This window comes from Sporosarcina sp. FSL K6-6792, from assembly GCF_038004885.1.
Taxonomy (GTDB): domain Bacteria; phylum Bacillota; class Bacilli; order Bacillales_A; family Planococcaceae; genus Sporosarcina; species Sporosarcina psychrophila.
Genome location: NZ_JBBOSA010000001.1, coordinates 2352521 through 2375275, shown reverse-complemented (window position 1 = coordinate 2375275; position 22755 = coordinate 2352521). Strand labels below are relative to the sequence as shown.

General features: G+C 37.2%; 24 protein-coding genes. 21 read left to right on the top strand and 3 right to left on the bottom strand.

What is annotated here, in order from left to right:
- The first annotated feature begins 322 nt into the window (after positions 1 to 322).
- From MKZ26_RS11610 to MKZ26_RS11525, 18 genes are all read left to right on the top strand, one after another.
- On the top strand, positions 323 to 976 hold the full coding sequence (locus tag MKZ26_RS11610) for a M48 family metallopeptidase (RefSeq protein ID WP_340766286.1): 654 nt from the start codon (positions 323 to 325) through the stop codon (positions 974 to 976).
- 245 nt (positions 977 to 1221) lie between these two features.
- Positions 1222 to 1464, top strand: coding sequence for a hypothetical protein (locus MKZ26_RS11605; RefSeq protein ID WP_340766285.1), 243 nt, complete (start codon positions 1222 to 1224; stop codon positions 1462 to 1464).
- 79 nt (positions 1465 to 1543) lie between these two features.
- Complete coding sequence (istA, locus tag MKZ26_RS11600) at positions 1544 to 3091, top strand: IS21 family transposase (RefSeq protein ID WP_340767593.1); 1548 nt, start codon at positions 1544 to 1546, stop codon at positions 3089 to 3091.
- The gene (gene istB, locus MKZ26_RS11595; protein WP_338655207.1) at positions 3088 to 3834 is read left to right on the top strand and encodes an IS21-like element helper ATPase IstB; all 747 of its coding nucleotides are present in this window, start codon (positions 3088 to 3090) and stop codon (positions 3832 to 3834) included. Before istA ends, istB begins: the two co-directional genes overlap by 4 nt.
- Before the next feature lie 38 nt (positions 3835 to 3872).
- Positions 3873 to 4652 (top strand): alpha/beta fold hydrolase, encoded by a 780-nt coding sequence (locus MKZ26_RS11590; protein WP_340766284.1) that lies wholly within the window; start codon positions 3873 to 3875, stop codon positions 4650 to 4652.
- Positions 4653 to 4718: 66 nt separating this feature from the next.
- Entirely contained in the window at positions 4719 to 5678 is a 960-nt protein-coding gene (locus MKZ26_RS11585; RefSeq protein WP_340766283.1) for an aminoglycoside phosphotransferase family protein, read from the top strand.
- A gap of 818 nt (positions 5679 to 6496) precedes the next feature.
- The gene (gene qoxA / locus MKZ26_RS11580; RefSeq protein ID WP_340766282.1) at positions 6497 to 7423 is read left to right on the top strand and encodes a cytochrome aa3 quinol oxidase subunit II; all 927 of its coding nucleotides are present in this window, start codon (positions 6497 to 6499) and stop codon (positions 7421 to 7423) included.
- A 59-nt stretch (positions 7424 to 7482) separates the two neighbouring features.
- A complete protein-coding gene (gene qoxB / locus MKZ26_RS11575) occupies positions 7483 to 9441 on the top strand; it encodes a cytochrome aa3 quinol oxidase subunit I (protein ID WP_340766281.1) in 1959 nt (652 codons plus the stop codon).
- Positions 9428 to 10024, top strand: a complete 597-nt coding sequence (gene qoxC / locus MKZ26_RS11570; protein WP_067205669.1) for a cytochrome aa3 quinol oxidase subunit III — start codon at positions 9428 to 9430, stop codon at positions 10022 to 10024. Before qoxB ends, qoxC begins: the two co-directional genes overlap by 14 nt.
- A 1-nt stretch (position 10025) precedes the next feature.
- Positions 10026 to 10307 (top strand): cytochrome aa3 quinol oxidase subunit IV, encoded by a 282-nt coding sequence (gene qoxD / locus MKZ26_RS11565; RefSeq protein ID WP_067205671.1) that lies wholly within the window; start codon positions 10026 to 10028, stop codon positions 10305 to 10307.
- 391 nt (positions 10308 to 10698) lie between these two features.
- The gene (locus MKZ26_RS11560; protein WP_340766280.1) at positions 10699 to 11736 is read left to right on the top strand and encodes a LacI family DNA-binding transcriptional regulator; all 1038 of its coding nucleotides are present in this window, start codon (positions 10699 to 10701) and stop codon (positions 11734 to 11736) included.
- A 131-nt stretch (positions 11737 to 11867) separates the two neighbouring features.
- Entirely contained in the window at positions 11868 to 12632 is a 765-nt protein-coding gene (locus tag MKZ26_RS11555) for a sugar phosphate isomerase/epimerase family protein (RefSeq protein ID WP_340766279.1), read from the top strand.
- Positions 12629 to 13585 (top strand): sugar kinase, encoded by a 957-nt coding sequence (locus MKZ26_RS11550; protein WP_340766278.1) that lies wholly within the window; start codon positions 12629 to 12631, stop codon positions 13583 to 13585. The genes MKZ26_RS11555 and MKZ26_RS11550 overlap by 4 nt, the downstream gene beginning before the upstream one ends.
- Entirely contained in the window at positions 13582 to 14877 is a 1296-nt protein-coding gene (locus MKZ26_RS11545) for an MFS transporter (protein ID WP_340766277.1), read from the top strand. The genes MKZ26_RS11550 and MKZ26_RS11545 overlap by 4 nt, the downstream gene beginning before the upstream one ends.
- The gene (hxlA, locus tag MKZ26_RS11540) at positions 14874 to 15506 is read left to right on the top strand and encodes a 3-hexulose-6-phosphate synthase (RefSeq protein WP_340766276.1); all 633 of its coding nucleotides are present in this window, start codon (positions 14874 to 14876) and stop codon (positions 15504 to 15506) included. The genes MKZ26_RS11545 and hxlA overlap by 4 nt, the downstream gene beginning before the upstream one ends.
- Complete coding sequence (gene hxlB / locus MKZ26_RS11535; protein WP_340766275.1) at positions 15503 to 16051, top strand: 6-phospho-3-hexuloisomerase; 549 nt, start codon at positions 15503 to 15505, stop codon at positions 16049 to 16051. The genes hxlA and hxlB overlap by 4 nt, the downstream gene beginning before the upstream one ends.
- Positions 16052 to 16316: 265 nt before the next feature.
- The gene (locus MKZ26_RS11530; protein WP_340766274.1) at positions 16317 to 16853 is read left to right on the top strand and encodes a sigma-70 family RNA polymerase sigma factor; all 537 of its coding nucleotides are present in this window, start codon (positions 16317 to 16319) and stop codon (positions 16851 to 16853) included.
- On the top strand, positions 16840 to 17505 hold the full coding sequence (locus MKZ26_RS11525) for a TIGR04104 family putative zinc finger protein (RefSeq protein WP_340766273.1): 666 nt from the start codon (positions 16840 to 16842) through the stop codon (positions 17503 to 17505). The genes MKZ26_RS11530 and MKZ26_RS11525 overlap by 14 nt, the downstream gene beginning before the upstream one ends.
- 390 nt (positions 17506 to 17895) lie before the next feature.
- Here MKZ26_RS11525 and MKZ26_RS11520 read toward each other — a convergent pair whose 3' ends face one another.
- Complete coding sequence (locus MKZ26_RS11520; protein ID WP_335339513.1) at positions 17896 to 18183, bottom strand: phospholipase; 288 nt, start codon at positions 18181 to 18183, stop codon at positions 17896 to 17898.
- Between the two features lie 423 nt (positions 18184 to 18606).
- Here MKZ26_RS11520 and MKZ26_RS11515 point away from each other — a divergent pair, with 423 nt between their 5' ends.
- Positions 18607 to 18933, top strand: a complete 327-nt coding sequence (locus MKZ26_RS11515; protein ID WP_067205681.1) for a YnfA family protein — start codon at positions 18607 to 18609, stop codon at positions 18931 to 18933.
- A 151-nt stretch (positions 18934 to 19084) separates the two neighbouring features.
- Here the strand turns inward: MKZ26_RS11515 and MKZ26_RS11510 are convergent, their stop codons facing one another.
- A complete protein-coding gene (locus tag MKZ26_RS11510) occupies positions 19085 to 19954 on the bottom strand; it encodes a cation diffusion facilitator family transporter (protein ID WP_340766272.1) in 870 nt (289 codons plus the stop codon).
- Positions 19955 to 20566: 612 nt separating this feature from the next.
- Positions 20567 to 21004: a hypothetical protein gene (locus MKZ26_RS11505; protein WP_340766271.1), complete on the bottom strand. Its 438-nt coding sequence runs from the start codon at positions 21002 to 21004 to the stop codon at positions 20567 to 20569.
- Positions 21005 to 21808: 804 nt separating this feature from the next.
- Between MKZ26_RS11505 and MKZ26_RS11500 the strand changes: the two genes are divergently transcribed.
- A complete protein-coding gene (locus MKZ26_RS11500) occupies positions 21809 to 21955 on the top strand; it encodes a hypothetical protein (protein ID WP_340766270.1) in 147 nt (48 codons plus the stop codon).
- A 75-nt stretch (positions 21956 to 22030) separates the two neighbouring features.
- Positions 22031 to 22606, top strand: coding sequence for a hypothetical protein (locus MKZ26_RS11495; RefSeq protein WP_340766269.1), 576 nt, complete (start codon positions 22031 to 22033; stop codon positions 22604 to 22606).
- Positions 22607 to 22755: the final 149 nt, after the last annotated feature.

Sequence of the window (22755 nt, the reverse complement as noted above, 5' to 3'; positions counted from 1 at the left end):
TAATCATGTGATGCCTAATAGAAAGTGACACTTCTTTACTATTAAAAAAGAGAAAATCATAAAGAAAGTTTCAGCCGACAAAATTGTATCTTTGGCGGATTATATCCAGATAAGAAGAACTGCTGTTCTTTCGTCCCAAAAAGCAGTTGTACACGAAGCGCCTGAATTACTCTACGGAGCGTTTGTTGCCAGAATGGTTAATACACACTAAGATGAATGTATCAGGAAGCGAATCGATGGATTGTGGCTAAGAATAGAAAGAAAACAGCGGATTAGTTAATAAACAAGAGTTAGGAATAAATGTATAAAGGTGATGTTAGTTATGAAAGTTGAAATTGAAAATGAAATTATAGAATTTAATATTCAGTATGGAAATAGGAAGAAGCTAGCGATTCAGATAGATTCGTTTGGTTTCATAACCGTTAAAGCTCCAAATGGCACAAGTAAAGAAATGATTGTCAGTGCAATAGAAAGTAAAGGGAAATTGATACTGGAGAAAACCCATGAAATTGCAGTAGCTCGAGAAGCCCCTAAGGCAAGAGAGTATCACGCTCAAGGGAAGTTCTTATACCTTGGGAAAGACCATTTTCTTCATGAGTTAATAGATAGTAGTGAGTTAAATGAAGAGGTACTTAAAAGAAATCTCAAGAAGTTCTATATCGCCAGCTGTAGGACGATTATAGAAGAACGGATAAAAATATATCAAAAACAACTAAAAGTAAAGCCTAAAATCATCGAAATCGTAGAGTCTAAAGCCAAGTGGGGTAGTTGTAGTTCGGATAAAAAGCTAACTTTTAATTATCGTCTAGCTATGGCTCCGGTTGAAGTCATCGATTATGTGATAATCCATGAACTTTGTCATATACATCATATGAATCATGATCGCTCATTTTGGAGACGTGTCGGAAGTATTATGCCGGATTATAAAGAGAAGGAAGAGTATTTGGCGAGGCATGGGTATTCAATGTCACTTTAATAAAAACGATCACATTTCGAAATGTGATCGTTTTTTTGTGTTCGAAAACGTATTCTCTATTGTTCTTGGTGATGTTTTACTTGTAGTTCCCCGATGGTTGAGGTCACAACTTACTTCAATTTGGTTAAATTGGAAGAGGTGAACAGATCCAGGGGATTTTAATCAATTTATAAAATTCGCATTGTTTTCTGCGAATTTAAATTAGTTTATGGTATTATTTACCTTGTATGGGAAGGGGGGAAGACATGAAAACTGAAAAAATCATTAAGACCACATTAGAGATAGTAGGTTTTCCGTTTGTAATGGCAAACATGTATTTTGATAAGAAGAATAGGGTAAGAGAAATAGGTGATTTAGTAAATATAAAAGATAGGGTAGTTCATACTGTTGTTTCTGAATGTGAAGAGGCTAAATGTACTGTAATATTAGACGCGGGGTTAAGTGTAACCGCTATACTAAAAGAGACAGTTTTCGCTCGAATGCCTTGAACACTTTCGCCAACAATCATGCCATCTAGTAAGCTAGGATTATTAGTTTACTGGAGGTAAGGACTTGGAGGAAAAGTTAGTGTTATACATCGAAATTCAGCAACTATACAAACGGAAAATGAAGATTGCACAGATTGCAAAACATTTGAAAGTAACGCGTGGAACTGTTTATAAGTATTTGAATATGTCATTTGAGGAAGCACAAGAATATTTGGGGAATCCTTTGAAGAAACCTAAGAAATTGGATCCCTACAAGGATTGGGTTGTCGCATGGCTAGAAGAATACCCACATTTAAGTGCAGCACAAATTCAAGATTGGTTAATCGAGCGCTATCCTGATTTGGTAATCGGAGAAAGCACAGTTCGTACCTATGTAAAAGAGATCCGTGAGATTTATCAAATTGAGAAAAAAGCGATTGTTAGGCAATATGAGGCCGTTCCTGAACAGCCGATGGGCAAACAGATACAGGTGGATTGGGGAGAAACAAGACAGAAAACGACGACGAAAAAAGAAGTGAAATTATACTTCATTGCCTTTGTTTTAGCACATTCGCGGTATAAGTACATGGAGTGGCAAGACCGACCTTTCACTACGAAGGATGCCATTCGTTGTCATGAAAATGCCTTTCGCTTTTTGGGTGGTCGTACGGAAGAAATTGTGTATGACCAAGATCACTTACTATCAGTCAGCGAAAACGCTGGGGATATCGTGTTAACAGCAGAATTCCAAGCGTATGTAAAAGATCAAAAGTTCCGTGTTCATTTATGTCGAAAAGCCGATCCTGAATCAAAAGGAATGATTGAAAATGTAGTGAAATACATAAAGGGAAATTTCGCAGACAGCCGTGTTTTTAAAGATATTGAGGACTGGAATGAACGTGCGCTCCAGTGGTTGGAACGCACAGGAAATAAAAATGTGCATAACACAACAAAAAAGAGCCCAGTCGAAGTGTTTCTCGTCGAAAAGCAACACTTAGAACCAGTCTCTTCACTACTTTCAAATGAAAGTACACATGCATATATTATAACAAGAAATGTAGGCAAGGACAATACGATTCGCTTTGCGTCCAACCGTTACTCAGTTCCATTAGGAACTTATGGAGTATCACCAGAGAATCAGGTTGTTTTAGACATACAAGGTGAGCAACAAGATACGTTGGTTATTCGTAAGCAGTCAAACGGTGAAGTGCTGGCCGAACATCAAATTAGTAGCGAAAAAGGAAAGCTTATTCAAAATCGTAATCATACCCGAGACCGTTCTAAAGGAATTGAAGAGTTAAAGAAAACCGTCATTTCATATTTTGAAGAACAAGAAGACGCATTGATGTATGTGGACGAAATTTGTATGAAATACGTGCGTTATCGTAGAGATCAATTAATAATTCTACAAAAGGTGATTAAAGAAGAACCCGAATGGATTGATTCAGCACTTCAAAAGTGTATGCGTGAAAAATTATATAGTGCGAATGACTTTAGAGACGTAGTGCGTTACTTGAAGCAATCGAATCTAGAGGAATCAGCCCTACTCCATGAGCAACAGAATGTTTCAATGACTCCAACGAATATTCAAGTAGAAACACGCCCCTTAGAAACGTATACACGAATTCTAGGAGGGATTGTCTCATGAATAAAACGGTGAAAGACTTACAGAATCATTTTCGTCAGCTACGGCTGTCAGAAACGGCAGAGGAGCTCCCGCAGCTCCTTCGCGAAGCTGAAAAAGAATCATGGACTTACTTAGAATTTTTGGAAGCTATCACATCATTTGAGCTAGGCAAACGCGAGGAAAAAAGTATAGGACGTCGTATTAAATGGGCGCGCTTCCCCTACATTAAAACGTTACAAGAATTTCAAGTAGAGGAGCAAACAGCTCTTACATCTCGTCAACTGACACAGTTACAAGAGTTCAGCTGGTTAGAGCAGCAATACAACTTAATCTTATTAGGCCCACCTGGTGTTGGCAAAACATTTCTAGCGATAGGGTTAGGCTTAGAGGCTATTCATAAAGGGTTCCAAGTGTACTTTGTGACAATGGGAGAATTAATTCAGCTTCTGAAAACCCAAGAATTTGCGCATAAATCGCAGGTTCAAATGAAACGACTTCAAACATCTGATTTAGTGATTATTGATGATTTAATGTACATGGCAATGGATCAGCGTGAGGCAAATCTATTCTTCCAGCTCATCAATTATCTATACGAACGAAGTTCGATTATTCTAACGTCGAATAAGAGCCCAGAACAATGGACGGAGTTAATGGGGGATCAAGGGATTATGACAGCCATTCTAGATCGGCTGTTACATCGTGTCGAAGTGATTCACATGAATAGTGATAGCTATCGAATGAAAAATAGGCAGCATATATTTTAAGCGAAAGTGTTCATTTCAAACGAGCAGAAACTGTCGTTTTGACCTTGACGGTTACATTAAGTTGCTGTTCAATTGATTGGTATTATATTCAGCCTCAATTATCTAAGTTTTGCAGGGTAATCTCATTTGATAGAGCGGGATATGGTTGGAGCACTGCAATAGAGAAAGCATACACAAGCGAAGATGTTGTTAGTGATTTATCGGAGATTTTAGAGAAACTTCAAATAAATCCACCATATATCTTAGTAGGACATTCCTTTGGGGGTCTAAATATGCGATTATTTGCTAGTAAATATCCAAATAAGGTAGCAGCTTTAATCTTAATTGATTCTGTACATGAAAATAGATATTTGAGTGCTGAATGGGACACTGTTCGAAGGAAAATGCATAGGAAAAATCTGAAGTTATTCAAGTTCGGTTATCTCACCAGTGGTTTAGGGCTTCCGAAATTATTAAAACTTCCTGTTGGAAGAAAACAACTTCCAGAACCATATCAGAAGTATATTAAGTATATAGGATACCGTTCAAAATCTTATGAAGCTGTTTTTAAGGAATTTCTATATAGCGAAAAATCTGCTATGCAACTTAAAAAGTCCGAACCACTGAATTTAAACTTATCCGTAACAATTTTAAGTTCTAATAATATAGACCCAATTTGGATTAAACAACAAAAACTTCTTAGTAATTTGACAAATAATACTGTGCAAATTAAAACTAACAATAATCATTCAATACATTTAGAAAACCCAGAATTAGTTATAGATACTATAAGCAGAGCTGTAAAACAGTTAGATGACAATATGTCTTTGTTGTGCTAAGGGATATGTAATCACATTAATCACTGGTGTCGCGTAGTTGTGAGTAGGAGAAAAAGATGCAGTAAATTGAAATCTAGTGCTTGTGAAAATATAAAAAGGTATTTTGAGTTGTTTGGGCCGTGTGTATCTTTCGCTAAGGAGAAGGGAGAAGGAATACTCTTGGGAACCCCTTTATGTATCGTGGATTGGGTAGAACAAAATGAAGTTATGGATGATCTATTAATTCAAGGAGACACCTTAACCATGCAGCCAATGGATCATGGATTTGAAGCTGAAGTCATGAAGATATGTTCAGGTAAAGATAGCTTTGTATTGAAAGTATGGAGTAAGAGTTCCAAACCCGATATTAGTTTTCAATATCGATTATTGAATGTCCTATTGGAACGAGGAGTATCAGTCTCTAAACCATTAGGCTGGGGGATAAATCTAAACGGAGATAAGGTGTTGTTAACAACATTTGACGGAATACCTGCGCTTAAAGCAAACGAAAAGAAAATGACAAAGATTGCAAATATCTTATCAAAAATACATCAAATTCCCGTTAAAGAGATTGGAAATATAAAACTTCCAAAGTACGATTTCATTGACTATTTTTTTCCTGGAGTAAGAGAACACTCTGACATATATAAAGCATTGATTTCTCTTGTTCAAACAACCCAAATAAAGCAAGAACATATTATTCGTGGCGATTTTCATGTGAATAACATTATGGAGGAAAATGACCAGTATACTGTAATCGATTGGACGAATGGGCAATTAGGGGACCCGAGATATGATTTTGCGTGGTCACTTACTTTACTAAAAATATATGTCTCAGAGAGATATGCTTATGTGTTTCGTTCTGCTTATCTTTTAGAAAATGATATTCAGCAGAAGGAACTTGAAGTTTTTGAAGCCTTGGCTTGTCTCAGGTGGCTCGTGCTTAATAGAAGTGGTGGGGTACCCAGAGATTCTAATACAATAGAAAGAGTAAAAGGTTTAGTGACAAATAATCCTTCTTTAAAAGAATTTGAGTTTACTATATAAAAGGAAGGGGGTGATTATTTCCCTTTCCTTTTATATAGTCATACGCAACGAATGTCAAAATAGATATGTAGCTCTAGAAATGAAGACAGTTACATCTTAATTTATTCTACCGTCAGCACCCAACGCAGGTTGGATGAGTTACATGGTTGGAGATCTAATTATATATTAATGAGGAATCAAACCCAAAAAAAATAATCTCTTTACTATAACTGGGGTAAAGGTTTATTGGGTATTCATGTATTGCAAAAGGTACTAGGTTAAAAACAATTCCCAATTGTTTTTAACCTAGTACCTTTTTTGTGTCCAGTATTCGACTCAATAACAAATCATTTCATCCTCTCGGTACTCAAATTATTATTAATTGATTTGATGTTTGGCATGTTGTTAATAATGTGAAACGGAAATGCAGTCTAGAAAAAAGTGTTTTTTTGTGTGGTAACGAGTAATTGAATACGAATGTAATTGATTCCAATACGGGTTTTAATTTAATTATTTCTTTCAGGATTTGTGAGGTGAGAAAAGCCTGAATTAATAAGGGATGAATAACATATTTTTTCAGTAATCAGACTATAAAACATTTAATAATAATAAGGTATTCATTATTTTTATATAAATGAAAAGTGAACTTGTTGAACGTTTTGTGACGTAATTACTAGCCTTTCGGTGAAGAATTGATGAAGTTTTGATGAAGTTCGCTTTAGGTAATTGTTTTTAGTATTTCATTATAATAAGATGAAAATATGTTGTGAGAGTAACCGACTAATATGGTTTTTTATTATGCTACTAAAGCTTATAGAGTAAAAGAAAGGGGTACCTTCATGAGAATGAAATGGACTTTTTTAGGTTTGATTATCAGTATTATCGCAGTGTTAGCTGGCTGTGAACCAGTAATGGTTATGGATCCAAAAGGGCCGCAAGCTGAAACGATTTCTAATGTTATTTGGATATCGATTGCTACCATGGCGTTAGTTGTGGTCGTGGTTTTCGGTATGTTAGCATACATCGTAATAAAATATCGTGCGTCGAAACAGAGCGCAGATTATGAGCCCCCACATATCGAAGGTAATCCGGTGGTTGAAGCGATTATTGTTGGTATTCCGGTTCTGATTATCATTTTCCTTTCAATCATCACTGTCAAATCCACTTATGAAGTTGAGGCGACACCAAAGGGTTATGAAGGTCAAAAGCCATTGGTTGTTTATGCATCTTCCTCTGATTGGAAATGGCATTTCAGTTATCCGGAAGAAAATATCGAAACTGTTAACTATTTGTATATCCCAACAGATCGACCGTTGGAATTTAGACTTTACTCATACGGACCCATCACGAGTTTTTGGATTCCACAACTTGGCGGACAAAAATATGCAATGTCGGACATGGTGACCACGTTACATTTGGCAGCTAGCGTTCCGGGAGAATACATGGGGAGAAATGCAAACTTTAGCGGTAAAGGGTTCGCTGAGAATATATTCCATGTGGAAGCGATGCCTGAATCGGAATTCGATAAATGGGTAGAAGAAGTGAAAGCGACTGCGGATACTCTTACTGAAGAGAGATTTGAAGAGTTATTAGAACCGGGTCATCTTGGCCAATTAACGTTTAAAAAAACTCACTTGGAATTCTCACCGGCTCCAGAAGGGGAGCATGGGGGACATCAACATGGATCAAGTAATTCCGATGATAAAGCAAAAAAAGACGAATCTACCGATGTTGATGGTGGATCAGACATGGAACATCAACATTAAAATTTCCAAACAAATCACTTTGCATATAGAGTCTAATTTTCGAAAGGAGTCATAAAAGTATGGAGTACTTTGATCGTTTTGCGATTCCACATCCAAGTCCTGCGATTTACGCATCAATGGTTGCCATTGGCCTAACCATGATTGCGATTCTCTTCGGATTAACATATTTTAAAAAATGGGGTTATTTATGGCGTGAATGGCTGACAACCGTAGACCATAAGAAAATCGGTATTATGTACCTGATTGCTGCTTTGATAATGCTATTCCGTGGTGGAGTAGATGCGATTATGATGCGGGCACAAACTGCTGTACCTGACAACAAGCTGTTAGATGCTCAGCATTACAATGAGGTTTTCACCACACATGGAGTTGTTATGATCATTTTCATGGCTATGCCATTTATCTATGCATTAATGAACTTCGTTGTTCCATTGCAAATTGGAGCGCGCGATGTAGCATTCCCTCGTTTGAATGCACTTAGTTTCTGGTTGTTCTTTATGGGGGCGATGTTATTCAATATTTCATTCGTAGTTGGTGGCTCTCCTGATGCCGGCTGGACTTCGTATTTCCCACTTGCAGGGAATGACTTCAGTCAATCTGTAGGAACCAATTATTACATGCTGGCGATTCAGATTGCCGGTATTGGTACATTAATATCAGGCATTAACTTCACGACTACGATACTCAAAATGAGAGTACCTGGAATGAAATTGATGAAAATGCCAATGTTCACTTGGACTGCTTTAATCACGAATGCAATTGTCGTTTTCGCATTTCCTGTACTGACAATTGCGCTTCTATTGGGAACGATGGATCGGCTATTCGGCACAAATATCTTTACGATGACGAATGGCGGGATGGATATGCTCTGGGCGAACCTGTTCTGGATTTGGGGACATCCGGAAGTTTACATTCTGATTTTGCCGGCATTCGGTATTTATAGTGAGATCATTTCCACTTTTTCCCGTCGTAACCTTTATGGGTATAAATCAATGGTTGCATCAATCGTAATCATTTCGTTTTTCTCATTCTTGGTTTGGACTCATCACTTCTTTACAATGGGACAAGGTCCACTGACAAACAGTATTTTCTCAATCACGACAATGGCGATTGCCGTTCCGACCGGGATTAAGATATTTAACTGGCTGCTTACGATGCGTAAAGGGAAAATTGAATTTACTGTTCCGATGCTTTATACAATAGGATTCATTCCGATTTTCACAATCGGTGGAGTGACCGGGGTAATGCTCGGTATGGCCAGTGCCGACTATCAATACCATAATACGATGTTCTTGGTCGCGCATTTCCACTACACAATTATTCCTGGTGTTGTCTTCGCGATGATAGCTGGTCTCACGTATTGGTGGCCGAAAATGTTTGGCTTCATGTTAAGTGAAAGAATTGGGAAATGGGCATTTTGGTTTATCGCGATTGGCTTTAACGTAACATTCTTCCCAATGTTCTTCACTGGATTGGATGGACAAGCACGTCGGATGTACACGTACTCTGAAGCATCGGGGTATGGAGCGCTTAATTTACTGTCCTTTGCTGGAGCAATTGTACTGGCGATAGGCTTTGCTTTAATTGTCTATAACATCTATCACAGCATTCGCTATGCATCAAGAAATATCAGTTCAGATCCGTGGGATGCACGTACGTTGGAATGGGCCACTCACAGTCCGGTGCCATCGTATAACTTTGCGAAGACACCTCAAGTTAATTCCATTGAAGCGTTCTGGGATCATAAGAAAAAAGGACAACCATTATTCAATGACAAAATTGAAAAGATTCATATGCCAAATAACAGCGGTATGCCGTTCATTATGAGTTGTATTTTCTTCGTATGGGGCTTCTCGCTCATATTCAACATGTGGCTTCCTGCAATTCTTGCGACAATTGGAATCTTTGCGTGTTTGGCTTACCGTTCATTCGAGAAAGACCACGGGCATTACATTTCCGTTCAAGAAGTAGAAGACACTGAAAAAGATTGCGAGGTGCGGGCTGATGAAAACAGATAACTCGCTTCCACTTGAATATGGTACAGAACAAAATAAATTGAACATTTTAGGTTTCTGGATTTTCCTTGGAGCCGAAGTAATGCTGTTTGCAACACTTTTCGCAACCTACTTCATTTTAGAGCATCGTACGGGCAACGGACCGTCCGGAGCTGAGATTTTTGAACTCACTCCAGTGCTCTTTGAAACGATTTTACTGTTAACAAGTAGTTTTATGATTGGTCTTGGTGTTCATGCAATGCGTCTAGGTAAAAAAAATGCAATGATGACATTCTTTGCGATTACCTTGCTACTTGGTCTTGCATTCATAGGCGTAGAAATTTATGAGTTTACGCATTATGTCCATGTTGGAGCTGGCCTTCAAACGAGTGCATTCACAGCTATCCTATTAACTACATTAGGGACACATGGAGCTCACGTTACACTTGGTTTCTTTTGGGGATTATTCATCATCCTTCAAGTGAAAAAGCGTGGTTTGACGCCTGAGACAGCCAATAAATCATTTATCTTTTCACTTTACTGGCATTTCTTAGATGTTGTCTGGATCTTTATTTTCAGCTTCATCTACTTGAAAGGAATGATGTAACATGAGCGAATTATTCCCGCGCAAACAAGTAATGGGCTTTATCTTTTCGTTAGTTCTTACTGCAGCTGCACTGACTGTCTATTTCTTAGATTTTTCATTTGCAGTGGGGATGACAATTCTTTTAGTCACAGCATTCGTACAAGCAGCAGTTCAACTCGTTGTCTTTATGCATGCTGGTGAAACTGAAGATAAAAAGGCGATTTATATGAATATCTATTATGCAGTTGCCATAGCGCTTGTTACCATCTTGGGTTCATTACTAATTTTGGCTTGGGATATGTAACAGAATAGATCAAAAAGGAGCGCCTAAAATGGCGCTCCTTTTTTGACTTTATTGAGGAATAATAGGACAGCGGACTGCTATCGCTATATTTCTCGTAAGCCACTATTCTGATAGAAAAATATTATATATATGAATAAAAATCGTTGGGAATCGGGATTTGTAGCAAAGAGTTTATTTTAAACATCAGAAGGAAATGACTTCTCTTCAGAATTAATGATTGAAGACATAGCAAAATGGAATGAACAAGCTTTGATGAAGTATAAATTGAACAGCTGAATCTTATTTACGAGAAAATAAATATGAATTCTATTGACATTCATAATTAATCTGTTAAATTTATAAAAATGGAAAGAATTAGATTACTATAGATTCAGTAGAAATGGATGAGCAAATGAAACAAAAACAGGTTGGCAGAGTAACTATTTATGATGTTGCCCGTGAAGCAGGTGTTTCTAAAACGTCTGTGTCCCGTTATTTAGGCGAAAGGTATAACGAACTATCTGAAAAGACAAGAAAGAAAATTGAAGAAACCATAATAAGAATGAACTACCGGCCGAATACAATGGCGCGGGGCTTGAAATTTGGTCAGAGTCATTTAATAGGAATGGTTGTGGCTGACATTACGAATCCACATACGACGGCAATGATTCGGGGGGCTGAGGACTTATGTAATCAAAATGGGTATAGCTTAATGGTTTGTAACACTGACAATAATGCAGTCAAAGAACAGGATTACATAAAAATATTACAATCACACCGTATTGAGGGCTTAATTATTAATACAACAGGAGGAAGTAATGATGCCCTTTTTCAAGTGAAAGAGGAAGATGATATTCCTGTTGTATTGATTGATAGAAAAGTGCCAGAGTTAGAGTTGGACACTATAGGTTTAGACAATCATCAAGCTACGGAAAGTGCGGTTACTTATTTGGTGAAACAAGGTTATGAAAGAATAGCATTTTTTAGTCAGCCTATTCATCAAGTTAGCACACGATATGAGCGTTTCATGTCTTTTCAAAAAACGTTGCGAAATGTTCAACATACAAGTATAGAGGATGTTTATGAAATTCAAATTGAACCAGAAGATTCAGTACAGCTGCAACTTCAAGAGTTTCTTGAAAGTTCAAATGGTCAAACAAGAGCTATTCTTACAGCTAACAGTGTAGTACTGCTTAAGATTATTCTTGAGTTAAATAAGCAAGGGTTCTCTATACCAAATGATGTAGCTTTGATGGGATTTGATAATCCTAAATGGGTAGCTGTTGTTGGATCGGGAATCTCAACCATTGAACAGCCAACCTACCAGATTGGTGTAACAGCTATGGAAACATTGTTAAAAAGGATTAATGGAGATAATTCTAATCCTCAAACAATTTCATTTGAAGCTACGTTAGTTATTAGAGGTTCAACACCACTAGTTAAAAAATAAGTCTTCCGTAAAAGAGGAAGACTTTTTCAAAACAGCAAAATGGTACCGGTACCATTTTGCTGTTTTGAAAAAAGATCGTAAATAAATTTCGAATAGAAATAACATCAATACGAAAAGAAGGGGAGAAGTTTATGACTAAAATTCTAATTGCAATGAATTCATTTAACGCTGATATGCATAATCAATACGGACATTCATCTTTAGTAGAAAGAATAGCGAAATCAGGAGCAGAAGGTGTGGAGATTAGGAAAGAACTTCTGCCGAGTACTTTGCCCCTTTCATCCATAAAAAAAGCGATTCAGTCAAACAATTTATGCAGTGTTTATTCGGCACCAGTTACACTTTTTAATCGGAATCATCAAATAAATGAAAGCGTTTTATTAAATGTCTTTAAAGAAGCACATGAACTTCAATCGAGTAAACTTAAGATTTCTTTAGGACATTTTCATAACGAAAAATCACTGATTAAAAATGTGAGAAATACAATGAATCTACTTTCGCTTACCTACCCAGGTATCCAATTAACCATTGAAAATGATCAAACAATACATGGGGGATCCATTGAACCGCTCACTCAGTTTTTCGATACTTGTCAACATGAACAAATACCCATTGAGATGACTTTTGATATTGGGAATTGGCGCTATGTTGGAGAAGATCCTTATCGAGCAGTTGAACAATTGAAGTCATATGTTCAGTATGTTCATGTGAAACAAGTTCTTGAGGAAAAGGGAAATTGGATAACCACAGCACCCTCTACTAGGACAACTGAATGGCAAGAATTAATTTCTATGTTTCCTGATACAACTCCTGTGGCAATTGAGTTTCCAATAACTGAGGAAACAATGAACGAATATGTTCAATTGATTCGCAGAACAAAGGGGGGAATAAATTGAGACAAACGGAAGTACTAACATTTGGGGAAGCAATGACGATGTTTATTGCAAAAAATAGCGGTGATTTAAGACAAGTATCTGAATATACAAAAGCGATGGCAGGTGCAGAAACGAATGTTTCTATAGGTTTGTCCCGGCTCGATCATTTTGTGAAATGGGTAAGTAAAGTAGGAGATGACTCGTTCGGAACTTATATCATGAAGACACTAGAGAGCGAAGGGGTAGATATTTCTTCTGTTCAAATTGATTATTCTAACCCTACTGGTTTTCAATTGAAATCGAGAGTGGAAAATGGAGATCCTGTCGTGGAATATTTTCGAAAGAATTCAGCTGCAAGTAAAATGTCTATCGAAGATTTTCAAATGGAATGTTTAACTGAAGCTAAGCATTTGCATATGACAGGAATTCCGCTAGCTTTATCTAAATCTGTGAGAGAATTTTCACTTTATGTGTTGCAGTCGATGAAGGCAGCTGGAAGAACGGTTTCATTTGATCCAAACCTTCGACCTAGTCTATGGAAAAGTGAAGAAGAAATGATTGAAGTAATTAACGATGTGGCATTTCAAGCCGATTGGGTTTTACCCGGTATAAAAGAAGGTCGGATTTTAACCGGATATCAAGATAAGGAAGATATAGTAGACTTTTATCTCAACATGGGGGTGAAGCTTGTTGTTGTAAAGCTAGGTGAGGCTGGCGCATATTTTGCCACTCCAACTGAAAGAGAGGTCGTGTCAGGATTTAAAGTCGATAAAGTCGTGGATACAGTAGGTGCAGGAGACGGTTTTGCAGTAGGCGTTATTAGTGGAATAACTGAAGGTTTAGCTGTACGTGAAGCTGTTGCTCGAGGAAATGCGATAGGCGCTCTTGCCGTCATGTCAGCAGGAGACTCTGATGGGTTACCTACCCGAACGCAACTTGATCATTTTATGAAAAGGGGAGTGTTAGTAAAATGAGAAAAGAGAAATTGCAAATAGCGAACAATAGACGTTGGTTAAGATTGATTCCTCTAGTTTTTATCACCTATAGCTTAGCCTATCTCGATCGAGCTAACTACAGCTTTGGAGTGGCTGGTGGGATGGGGGAGGATTTGAATATTACTGCTGGTATTTCTTCTTTCATTGCTGCATTATTCTTCCTAGGCTACTTCTTTTTCCAAGTCCCTGGAGCACTCTATGCCGAAAAGAAAAGTGCTAAGACATTAGTTTTCTGGAGCTTGATTTTATGGGGAGCACTTGCAACAGCAACAGGTCTTGTACCAAGTGTAAATTGGCTATTTCCAATTCGTTTTTTCTTAGGTGTTGTCGAAAGTGCTGTTATGCCAGCAATGCTCATCTTTTTAAGTCATTGGTTCTTAAAAGAAGAACGTTCTCGGGCGAATACATTTTTGATTTTAGGAAATCCGGTAACCGTGTTGTGGATGTCAGTTGTGTCAGGTTATTTAATCCAGGCTTTTGACTGGCGCATGATGTTCATTATTCAGGGTGTTCCAGCTATAATTTGGGCATTTTTTTGGTGGAAGCTTGCAAAAGACCGCCCTAATGAAGTGAATTGGCTTTCATCACAAGAAAAGAAAGAACTTGAAGCAGCTCTAAAAGCAGAACAATCTCAAATTAAACCGGTTAAAAATTACCGTGAGGCATTTAAATCCAAACAAGTTATTCTCTTATGTTTTCAATATTTCACTTGGAGTATTGGTGTTTACGGCTTTGTAATGTGGTTGCCTTCTATTATAAAGAATAGCTCTAATCTAAATATTGTGGCAACAGGGTGGCTTTCTGCTGCTCCATATCTTTTAGCTGTCATATTAATGCTAACTATTTCTTATTTTTCAGACAAAACGTTAAATCGAAAAACGTTTGTATGGGTATCTTTACTTGTTGGAGGATTGGCATTCTATGGATCGTATAGTCTTGGCGATACAAATTTTTGGCTTTCCTACACGTTATTAATTATAGCGGGTGGAGCAATGTATGCCCCATATGGTCCGTTTTTTGCAATCATACCTGAGATTTTACCAAGTAATGTAGCAGGTGGAGCGATGGCTCTTATTAATAGTATGGGAGCACTTGGTTCCTTTGTTGGCGCTTACTTCGTAGGGTATCTAAATGGGTTAACCGGTGGGCCAAGTGCTTCTTACATGTTTATGGCTGGTTCATTATTTGCATCTGTTCTATTTACTCTTGTGGTAAAAACGCCATCAAATAAAGTCGGAAAAGAAAAACAGAAAAAGGCGCTTTCTTCATGAAAATACAACTGGCGTTAGATCGACTATCCATTCAGGAAGCCATTGCCATTGGTGAAGAAGTGAGAGAATATGTAGATTGGGTTGAAGTAGGTACTTCATTAATTAAAGAATATGGAATGGACAGCGTTAGAGCGTTAAGGAACGCATTTCCAGAGAAGACTATTATTGCTGATATGAAAACTATCGATAACTCACGCTATGAATTTGAGCTATGCTATCGGGCAGGAGCTGACGTAGCAACAGTTATGGGGGTATCCCCTGTGGTGACTATTGCAAATTGTTTAGAGGTCGCTCTATCTTATAACAAAGAAGTGATGATTGATTTGTTGCAAGTATCAGATCTCCATTTTAAGGAAATTTCGACTTTTGATAAAGCTATTTTTTGTCAACATTTGAGTAAGGATCTTCAAGAAGATGCATCAAACACATTACTAGATAAACCTATTTTTAAAAATGAAAAGTTAAACTATGCAGTGGCTGGAGGGATTTCTAGAACATCATTTCCAGAAATCATGAACATGAATCCGAAAATAGTTATTATAGGATCAGCGATTACTCAGTCGGATAATCCGAAACAAGCTGCAAAATTCTTTTATGAATTGACAAGAGAGAAGGGGAATTGTACATGAGTGAACTTAAAACTATTTTACTAGAAATGAACAATGTGTTAAGCCAGCTTACAGATCAGGGGTTAAATGAAACTTTAAAATATATTGACCCTCAAAAGCGAATGTTTATTACAGGGGAAGGGCGATCTGGATTTATGGCCAAGTCATTTGCGATGCGGCTTATGCATTTAGGGCTACAGGTATACGTTATAGGTGAGACGATTACTCCTTCGCTTTTAAAAGGAGATGTGATAATTGCTATTTCAGGTTCAGGTACAACAAAAAGCGTACTCCAAACTGTGATTAAAGGGAGAGAATTGAACTGTTCTATACTAGCCATTACAACAAATTCTGAATCAGAATTGAGTAAACATGCTGATGAAGTATTCATTATTCCAGCTGCTACAAAACACCGTAAAGAGCATGAAGCGAAGAGTATGCAACCGTTAAGTTCATTATTTGATCAAACTGTGCATATCGTATGCGATACCATTTGCTTAAAGTATGCTAATCAACAGGCACTCGACCATCAAGCGGTTTTGGCACGCCACAGTAACGTGGAGTAAAGAAAGGATGTAGCACTACATCTCATTATTATTGTTCACCACAGTGAGCATGTTGCATGGTTGGAGTTGCGCTGCTGAAGTGAAATTGAATAATCCAAATGCCTGCTAATAATCCCATTTGGGTTTATTAGCAGGCATTTTTCATTAACTCAAAGAAGAAGGCTATAATTGTATCTAATGATTATTGAAAAATACATGCATAGTCGAACAAAGGAAATAAACTTTAAAAAAGTGAATCGGAAAAGGCTTGGGGTGCGTCAGTAGGATGAAGGTAGGTGAGGTTGTGACGGAAATTGAAGAAGTTATTGCCGAACATGGTGATTATTTATTGCGTGTCGCCTATTTGTACGTGAAAAATAATGCAACCGCTGAGGATATTGTACAAGATGTGTTCATTGCCTTTTATGAGAAACAGGATCAGTACAGGGGGGAGGCATCGCTGAGGACCTACTTGGTGAAAATGACGGTTAATCGCAGCCATGATTATTTACGAAGCTGGAAGAACAGGCGAACCATACTGTTTGAGAAAATTAAAGGGAGAAGCACAACTCATACGCCTGAACGTGCAATGATTGAGAAAGTGGAAAAGCAGGAATTAGTGGATGCCTTGTTTACATTATCAATCACCTATCGTGAAGTGCTCATTCTTTATTATTTTCAGGAGATGACGACGGTAGAAATCGCGGAATTATTGGAGCGTCCGGAAGCTACGGTAAGAACTAGATTACAGCGTGCGCGAAAGCAACTGGGAAATCGGATAATTGATTATGAATGGGAGGAACTAGGCCGTGAATCAATTTAAGGAAGATTTAAATCGTGAGCTTCAGTCTGTGTCATTATCCAAAGAGAAGAAGCAGCTAATTGCAACGAAGGCAAAAGCAAAATTACACAACCACAAGAGACACATCAACTTACAATATCGATTTGTGCTCGCGATTTTCACGATATTCGCAATAGGCTTCAGTTATTTGCTATGGCAACAGGAGAGACCTGCAAGTAAGGCACAAGGTGCAACACCGATTGAACCTATAACGACTACGACTTGGTCAATGCTTACTAATGATTTTTCAAAAGCGGTACTCTACATAAGCTTCTTTATTATTCTGCGGGACTTGTTAAAGAGACGCTTGCAAAAAAGTGGAAAAGGCTTACCGATTTGTGTGGAATGTGGTGAAGAATGGTCCTATCGAGAGGCCTTGAAACAAAGCATGAAAAACACAAAAATGACATGTCCTTGTTGTGGTCAAATACAGTACCGAACGAAAAAATCAAGATTAAAAGGTGGTATGTTAAATATATTTATACCTTTTATGATTATCGCACCTCAGCTATTTGATAATATATTGCTAGGTAGTATTGTACATGTCTCATGTGCTGCGTATATCATGTTTAGCCTAGGTCCATATTATTTGGAACTCCAGAAGAAAGATCCTATCAATGATCCTTTATGGTGATAAATTACTGTCGCCAGGACAATTCAGGTGCAAATTCGGGTTTTGAAGTGTCAGCGTACCGGAACAATTGCAAACGCCCAATTTGACCAAGTCCATTGCGGCGTCAAGATTGTCTTCAGCCAGGTTGGTGGTGCAAATGAAGTTTGCATAAGTGCTAGGAACATTTAGGGATGGAATTCCTTTCATATATAGGATGTGTAAATATTAAGTTGAATAGTACTAGCAACCTGTAAAAGTTCTATCTGCTTCATCATTTTTACTTATTTTTCTAGTTTTTTTAATGCTAACTGTACCATATGAGTTTATTGGTAATTAAAAGATCGGAAAAAAATGATTTAAAGCACCTAGTTCTAAAATACGCTGAATTACTTTAGTACCAAGTGCCTTTCATTATCTATAAAAGTTGCAAGTGAAAATCTTTTGTAGTTTCATATAATTATAAAGCATACGGGCGTGTCTTCCTTTTTTAGTACATGGATCTATTTTAGATCGTAGCCGATTAAGAAATTCTCGGTCACATTCACATGGGTTCCTACCCCTACGATAACAATCATCATGTGCTTTACAAGCTGCATCTAGATCATTAATAGGTGCGCCTGGCCCATTACAGCCAGGTCCACACCAATTATAGCCTGGTAGAATACAAAAACGAAATCTTCCATTTCTCCTCCGTGACAATATAAAAACCTCCTCTGATGGCTAAGTCACTACTTACTATAGATTATTCATTGGTACGAAATAATGTATAAGCTGTTACCTATGAACTTCGCAATTATATTATCAAAAGAGGAAAGAGTGATTGAGGTATAATGAAGACATTCCTCAACTTTACTATTCAAACATCGACAATGAGTTTCAATTCAATCAGCATGATGTCATAGCATATAATGTCGAAGTATATTGAACATATGAATACATAAAAAAAACTGAGCGAAATTGCTTAAGAGGGTGGATCGAAGCGGGTTTGAAGGGAATCATTATGACCTTTATGCCATCTGGTGATTTTTTACCGCTTTTTTCTCCATGTTGCTAGTGATTACTTCATCTATATAAAAAGGTTATAGAACCTGCATATTAAACTTTCGAAAGGATGTCTTTATTTTGATTACAGTAATACTGCTTTTTTTATTTGCGGGTCTAGCGGAAATCGGTGGAGGTTATCTTATTTGGCAGTGGTTAAGAGAGGGTAAACCGGCTTACTTGGGTCTTATAGGCGGGCTTGTTTTAGCGATGTACGGAGTGATTGCCACTTTCCAGCACTTCCCGACTTTTGGCAGGGTGTATGCGGCTTATGGCGGGGTATTCATTGTGCTATCTGTACTTTGGGGATGGGGCGTCGATAAAAAGATGCCGGATACATATGATTGGATTGGCGCTGCAATTTGTATAGTGGGTGTATCCGTTATGTTATGGGCGCCTCGAAGTTAATGTATAGCGAAAAGCACCTGGTATCCAAATGGTTATGAAATGTTTGGATGCCAGGTGCTTTTTATTGAGGAGGAAGAAATAGCAATTTATTTGTTGGTATTATTAATTTATGATTAAGCCCAGAACACCCGTGACTTCAGTCTCGGGAAATTCATTCAGGCTCTACATGGACATGAACATCGTATACACCATGATCATTTATCAAGACTTTTTCAACATGGCTGGCTATATCATGAGAGTCTTTAATATTTAACGAGGAATCAACTAAAATTACAATATCTATTACTTCATTATTTCCGTAATACCTCCCTTTAATTGTTTCTATACCTAGAACTCCATCCACTTTTTTGACTATATCCTGATAGAGTTTAATTTTTTCTACATCAAATCCATCCGAAAGTTCATGTGAAGCTAGTTTGAAGATATCCCAAGCCGTTTTACATATTAATAGTCCAACAGTAATGGCAGTTAGCGTATCCAACCATGGCATATTTAATTGTGAACCGAATATACCTATAGCCGTTCCTATACTTACCCAGGCATCTGAAATGTTATCTTTTGCAGCGGCCATAACCGCTTTGCTATTAATTTTTTCGGCTAGTTTTTTATTGTAACGGTAGACAAAATACATAACTATTGAAGAAAAAACACCTACATAAGCGGCGCCAATATGAGGGGTCTCTTTGCCTCCTTGAAACATGGAGGTAATTGCCTCATTCAATACTTGAATACCAACTGCTAGCATAATGAATGAAGCGACCATTGAGGCAATTGTTTCACTTTTCCAATGACCGTAACCATGATCCTTGTCAGGTGGTTTTTGTGAAAGTCTTAGTCCGATAAGGACAGCAATTGATGCAACAATATCAGTTGTATTGTTTAGTCCGTCTGCCCTCAATGCGGCAGAGTCACTCATGTATCCAACAACCAACTTTATGATAGAAAGAAAAACATAAGCAATAATGCTAATGATTGCTCCACGTTCTCCTAACTTTAGGTTTTTATACTTTTGATTCTCCATTTTTTTGCCCCCCTATCGAATTCAAAACATGATTCATAAATTGAGCATAACTAGGAGAATTCTTTCCCTTACGCAACAAAAACCCTCGACTGATTCCAGTCGAGGGTTTTGGGTTTTGAAATATAATTTTGAGTTAAATCCAAGTTGGGGCACAGTTATCACTCACTAAGTTTAGACGTATATATATAGTAGCAGATGAAGGTAATTATAGCTCGATATTAACCTGTAAGAAAAGTCGGTTGTCTTCAGCTAAACAAGGTGAGGTATATAGAAATGGAGCCTCTGTGGGTACGATTTACATTGAAAGGCTGAAGCGGTTATTGCATCAGGCAAATGAACCTATCATACCCACCCACTCTCGTAGAGTTCAAACATTGTGTCCGTTGGATAAGCAGGTATAAATGGAAGACTGTCGATGTAGGTATTATATGTGGACTATTCAAGAGATGAGGAATACTAGATGACAAGGCAAAGAGTATTTTAGAAGGAATCGGAATTGGACTTTTTAATACAGCAAAAAAATGGATCAAACTATAAAACAGCAATCCAATCGCTCAACTGCATAGTAGCATTATAATGTTTTAGTTCATTTGAGAAATATGTTTAATTTATCTATCTTCTGATAATTTTATGCAAAATGCCTATCAGTAATCTTGCGAATGGTGTGGTAATTGGAAGTAAAATGAAAGCATATATTGTACCCCAAATCAATGTACCTTCAACGTTTATCGTTTTCATGCCACCTCTAACGATAGTTTCGCCAAAAATTGCGCCTATCGTTCCGCTATATAAAGCTACAAGAAATGCACTTAGAAGGCTTAAGAGCCAAAGTTTTTTGTTGGAGATTTCGTTTTTATTGTAAAAATATCCTCCTAACACTGAAAAGGTAATTGCGAAAGGAATTATCACTGAGAAATATAACCAACTTTCACCCCTGAATAAAGTTATGCCACCAGCCAACGTTTGTCCTATTAGCATAAATAACAATGCAGTAACGAATGAAAATAGAACACCGAAAATAAGACCTTTTAACGAAGAAATGTTTTTCAAAATCTAATCACCACCTAATACATAATGTGAGATATAGCGAATTAATCATTTTGATTGTTTACATTATTATTATATCAGAAAATATAAACATAATAAAAATCATCCCTAAAGCGACAACACTTAAGGAAACAGATAATTCTATAAAGTCTATTTGTTGAGAATGGTATAATGGAAATATAATCAAATCCATCCTCCAGAAAATATAGGCAATGTTGGTGCAAAAACTAATGTAGGATTAATCTCTCGAAAGCGCTTTACGTATCGTGGTCGTTGGAGTCAGGCAAACGGGTTGCTTTAGTGAAGATTAGGTTGCCTTTCATTGCAGCTTTTTCTAATTGAGTAATGGAGTTAAATCCTTCAGTCAATTAGGGGTATGTCAACTCATTATGAATGGTGTATACAAAGTCGTTCAGCGAGTGAATGGATGTTTTTCAGTTAGATCTTATGGAGCTATTCTAGTTTCTTGTGTAACTATGGACAAGTTAGTGAAATGAATAATATGGATTATTATGGTGGTGTGAGTTGAGAAGGAGCTGTCAATGTAAAGGTGGTTCTTCAGGCTATTATTGGTTCAATATTAATTCATGTATCTATATAGCTTGTATGAAGTTAGTTGGATATTTTAAAACGAACGCTTATAAACCAGATATTGTTGTTGCGTGGGACAAAGTAGAAATACTTCAAAATGAAGTTGTGTTTGGTAAGATTATTTCATCTAATTTTGCTTTGTTGTCTTTTGTGGGATCATAATTATTTCATGTGGGAAAATGTTCAAATAACAGGACAGATTATGGAGGGGTAGAAATGACAAGGTTTATTGACGATTTAGCTGGAGCTATCTATGATTTCTTTAAGTTTATTTTTACGAGTATTTGTTATCTAATTGCTGGAATGTTAATTGTCGGAGTCCCACTTTATCTAATTGCTTTAGTATTTAATATGCTGCAATAACGGTGGGCTTTGGTGAAGATATAGCTGCCTTTCATAGTAGCTTTATATTTTTGAGTAATGGAGTTAAATACTTCCGTGAAATGGCGTTATGTTAACCTGGTGCGTGTGGACTATGCAAGCCCGTTCAATGATTGTAATAAATACGTCGAATTCATAAATGAAACAGAACTCTATATTTTGGAGGGAGATAGGGGCATGAGGATACTATTTACTATTAGCATTTTTATTTCTGGATTAATTACTGCTTTTGGGTTTTTCTTTGCACATAGATTAACTGTTCCATTTGACCCCACAAACGATTTATTAGGTGGTGGTAATGGTAATGCAGCTCTGTTTTTTGTTATGGCTCCAGGTCCAGTTATTTTCTATTTCTATTTTTCTTTGATTTTTGTATTCGAGAAATTGCATAAAATCCTTTCGTTAACAAAGCAGAAATGGTTCAAGTATAGTTACTTAATTGTTTTCATTATTATTGGGGTGATTACTTTTTATAGAGCAACAATATACCGGAATTATATTAATACAAATCACCCATATATGGAGGTAGGATTGCTTAGTCAATTTTCGAACAATATTTTCTTTAATATATGGACATTTGTAGCATTGTTATCTTTTATAGGGTTTATATCTTTTTGGACCAAGAAAAAATGAATAACAAGGGAAGTTATTGGAAATTAGCCTAATCGAAAAAGGCTCGAATAGTTTTATCCCGCATTAATGGGTAGTAAGACCCTCACTTCAAGTATTCAAGGACACAAGAAGAATAAGTGGGGGATCGACTGCCCGTAAAAGCCCGAATG

Excerpts from the sequence above, each read along its gene's own strand:
- qoxB (WP_340766281.1), top strand. The coding sequence starts at position 7,483 with ATGGAGTACTTTGATCGTTTTGCGATTCCACATCCAAGTCCTGCGATT.
- qoxC (WP_067205669.1), top strand. The coding sequence starts at position 9,428 with ATGAAAACAGATAACTCGCTTCCACTTGAATATGGTACAGAACAAAAT.
- MKZ26_RS11530 (WP_340766274.1), top strand. The coding sequence starts at position 16,317 with ATGAAGGTAGGTGAGGTTGTGACGGAAATTGAAGAAGTTATTGCCGAA.
- qoxA (WP_340766282.1), top strand. The coding sequence starts at position 6,497 with ATGAGAATGAAATGGACTTTTTTAGGTTTGATTATCAGTATTATCGCA.
- MKZ26_RS11610 (WP_340766286.1), top strand. The coding sequence starts at position 323 with ATGAAAGTTGAAATTGAAAATGAAATTATAGAATTTAATATTCAGTAT.
- MKZ26_RS11545 (WP_340766277.1), top strand. The coding sequence starts at position 13,582 with ATGAGAAAAGAGAAATTGCAAATAGCGAACAATAGACGTTGGTTAAGA.
- qoxD (WP_067205671.1), top strand. The coding sequence starts at position 10,026 with ATGAGCGAATTATTCCCGCGCAAACAAGTAATGGGCTTTATCTTTTCG.
- istB (WP_338655207.1), top strand. The coding sequence starts at position 3,088 with ATGAATAAAACGGTGAAAGACTTACAGAATCATTTTCGTCAGCTACGG.
- MKZ26_RS11555 (WP_340766279.1), top strand. The coding sequence starts at position 11,868 with ATGACTAAAATTCTAATTGCAATGAATTCATTTAACGCTGATATGCAT.
- MKZ26_RS11500 (WP_340766270.1), top strand. The coding sequence starts at position 21,809 with ATGACAAGGTTTATTGACGATTTAGCTGGAGCTATCTATGATTTCTTT.
- hxlA (WP_340766276.1), top strand. The coding sequence starts at position 14,874 with ATGAAAATACAACTGGCGTTAGATCGACTATCCATTCAGGAAGCCATT.
- MKZ26_RS11605 (WP_340766285.1), top strand. The coding sequence starts at position 1,222 with ATGAAAACTGAAAAAATCATTAAGACCACATTAGAGATAGTAGGTTTT.
- hxlB (WP_340766275.1), top strand. The coding sequence starts at position 15,503 with ATGAGTGAACTTAAAACTATTTTACTAGAAATGAACAATGTGTTAAGC.
- MKZ26_RS11560 (WP_340766280.1), top strand. The coding sequence starts at position 10,699 with ATGAAACAAAAACAGGTTGGCAGAGTAACTATTTATGATGTTGCCCGT.
- MKZ26_RS11510 (WP_340766272.1), bottom strand. The coding sequence starts at position 19,954 with ATGGAGAATCAAAAGTATAAAAACCTAAAGTTAGGAGAACGTGGAGCA.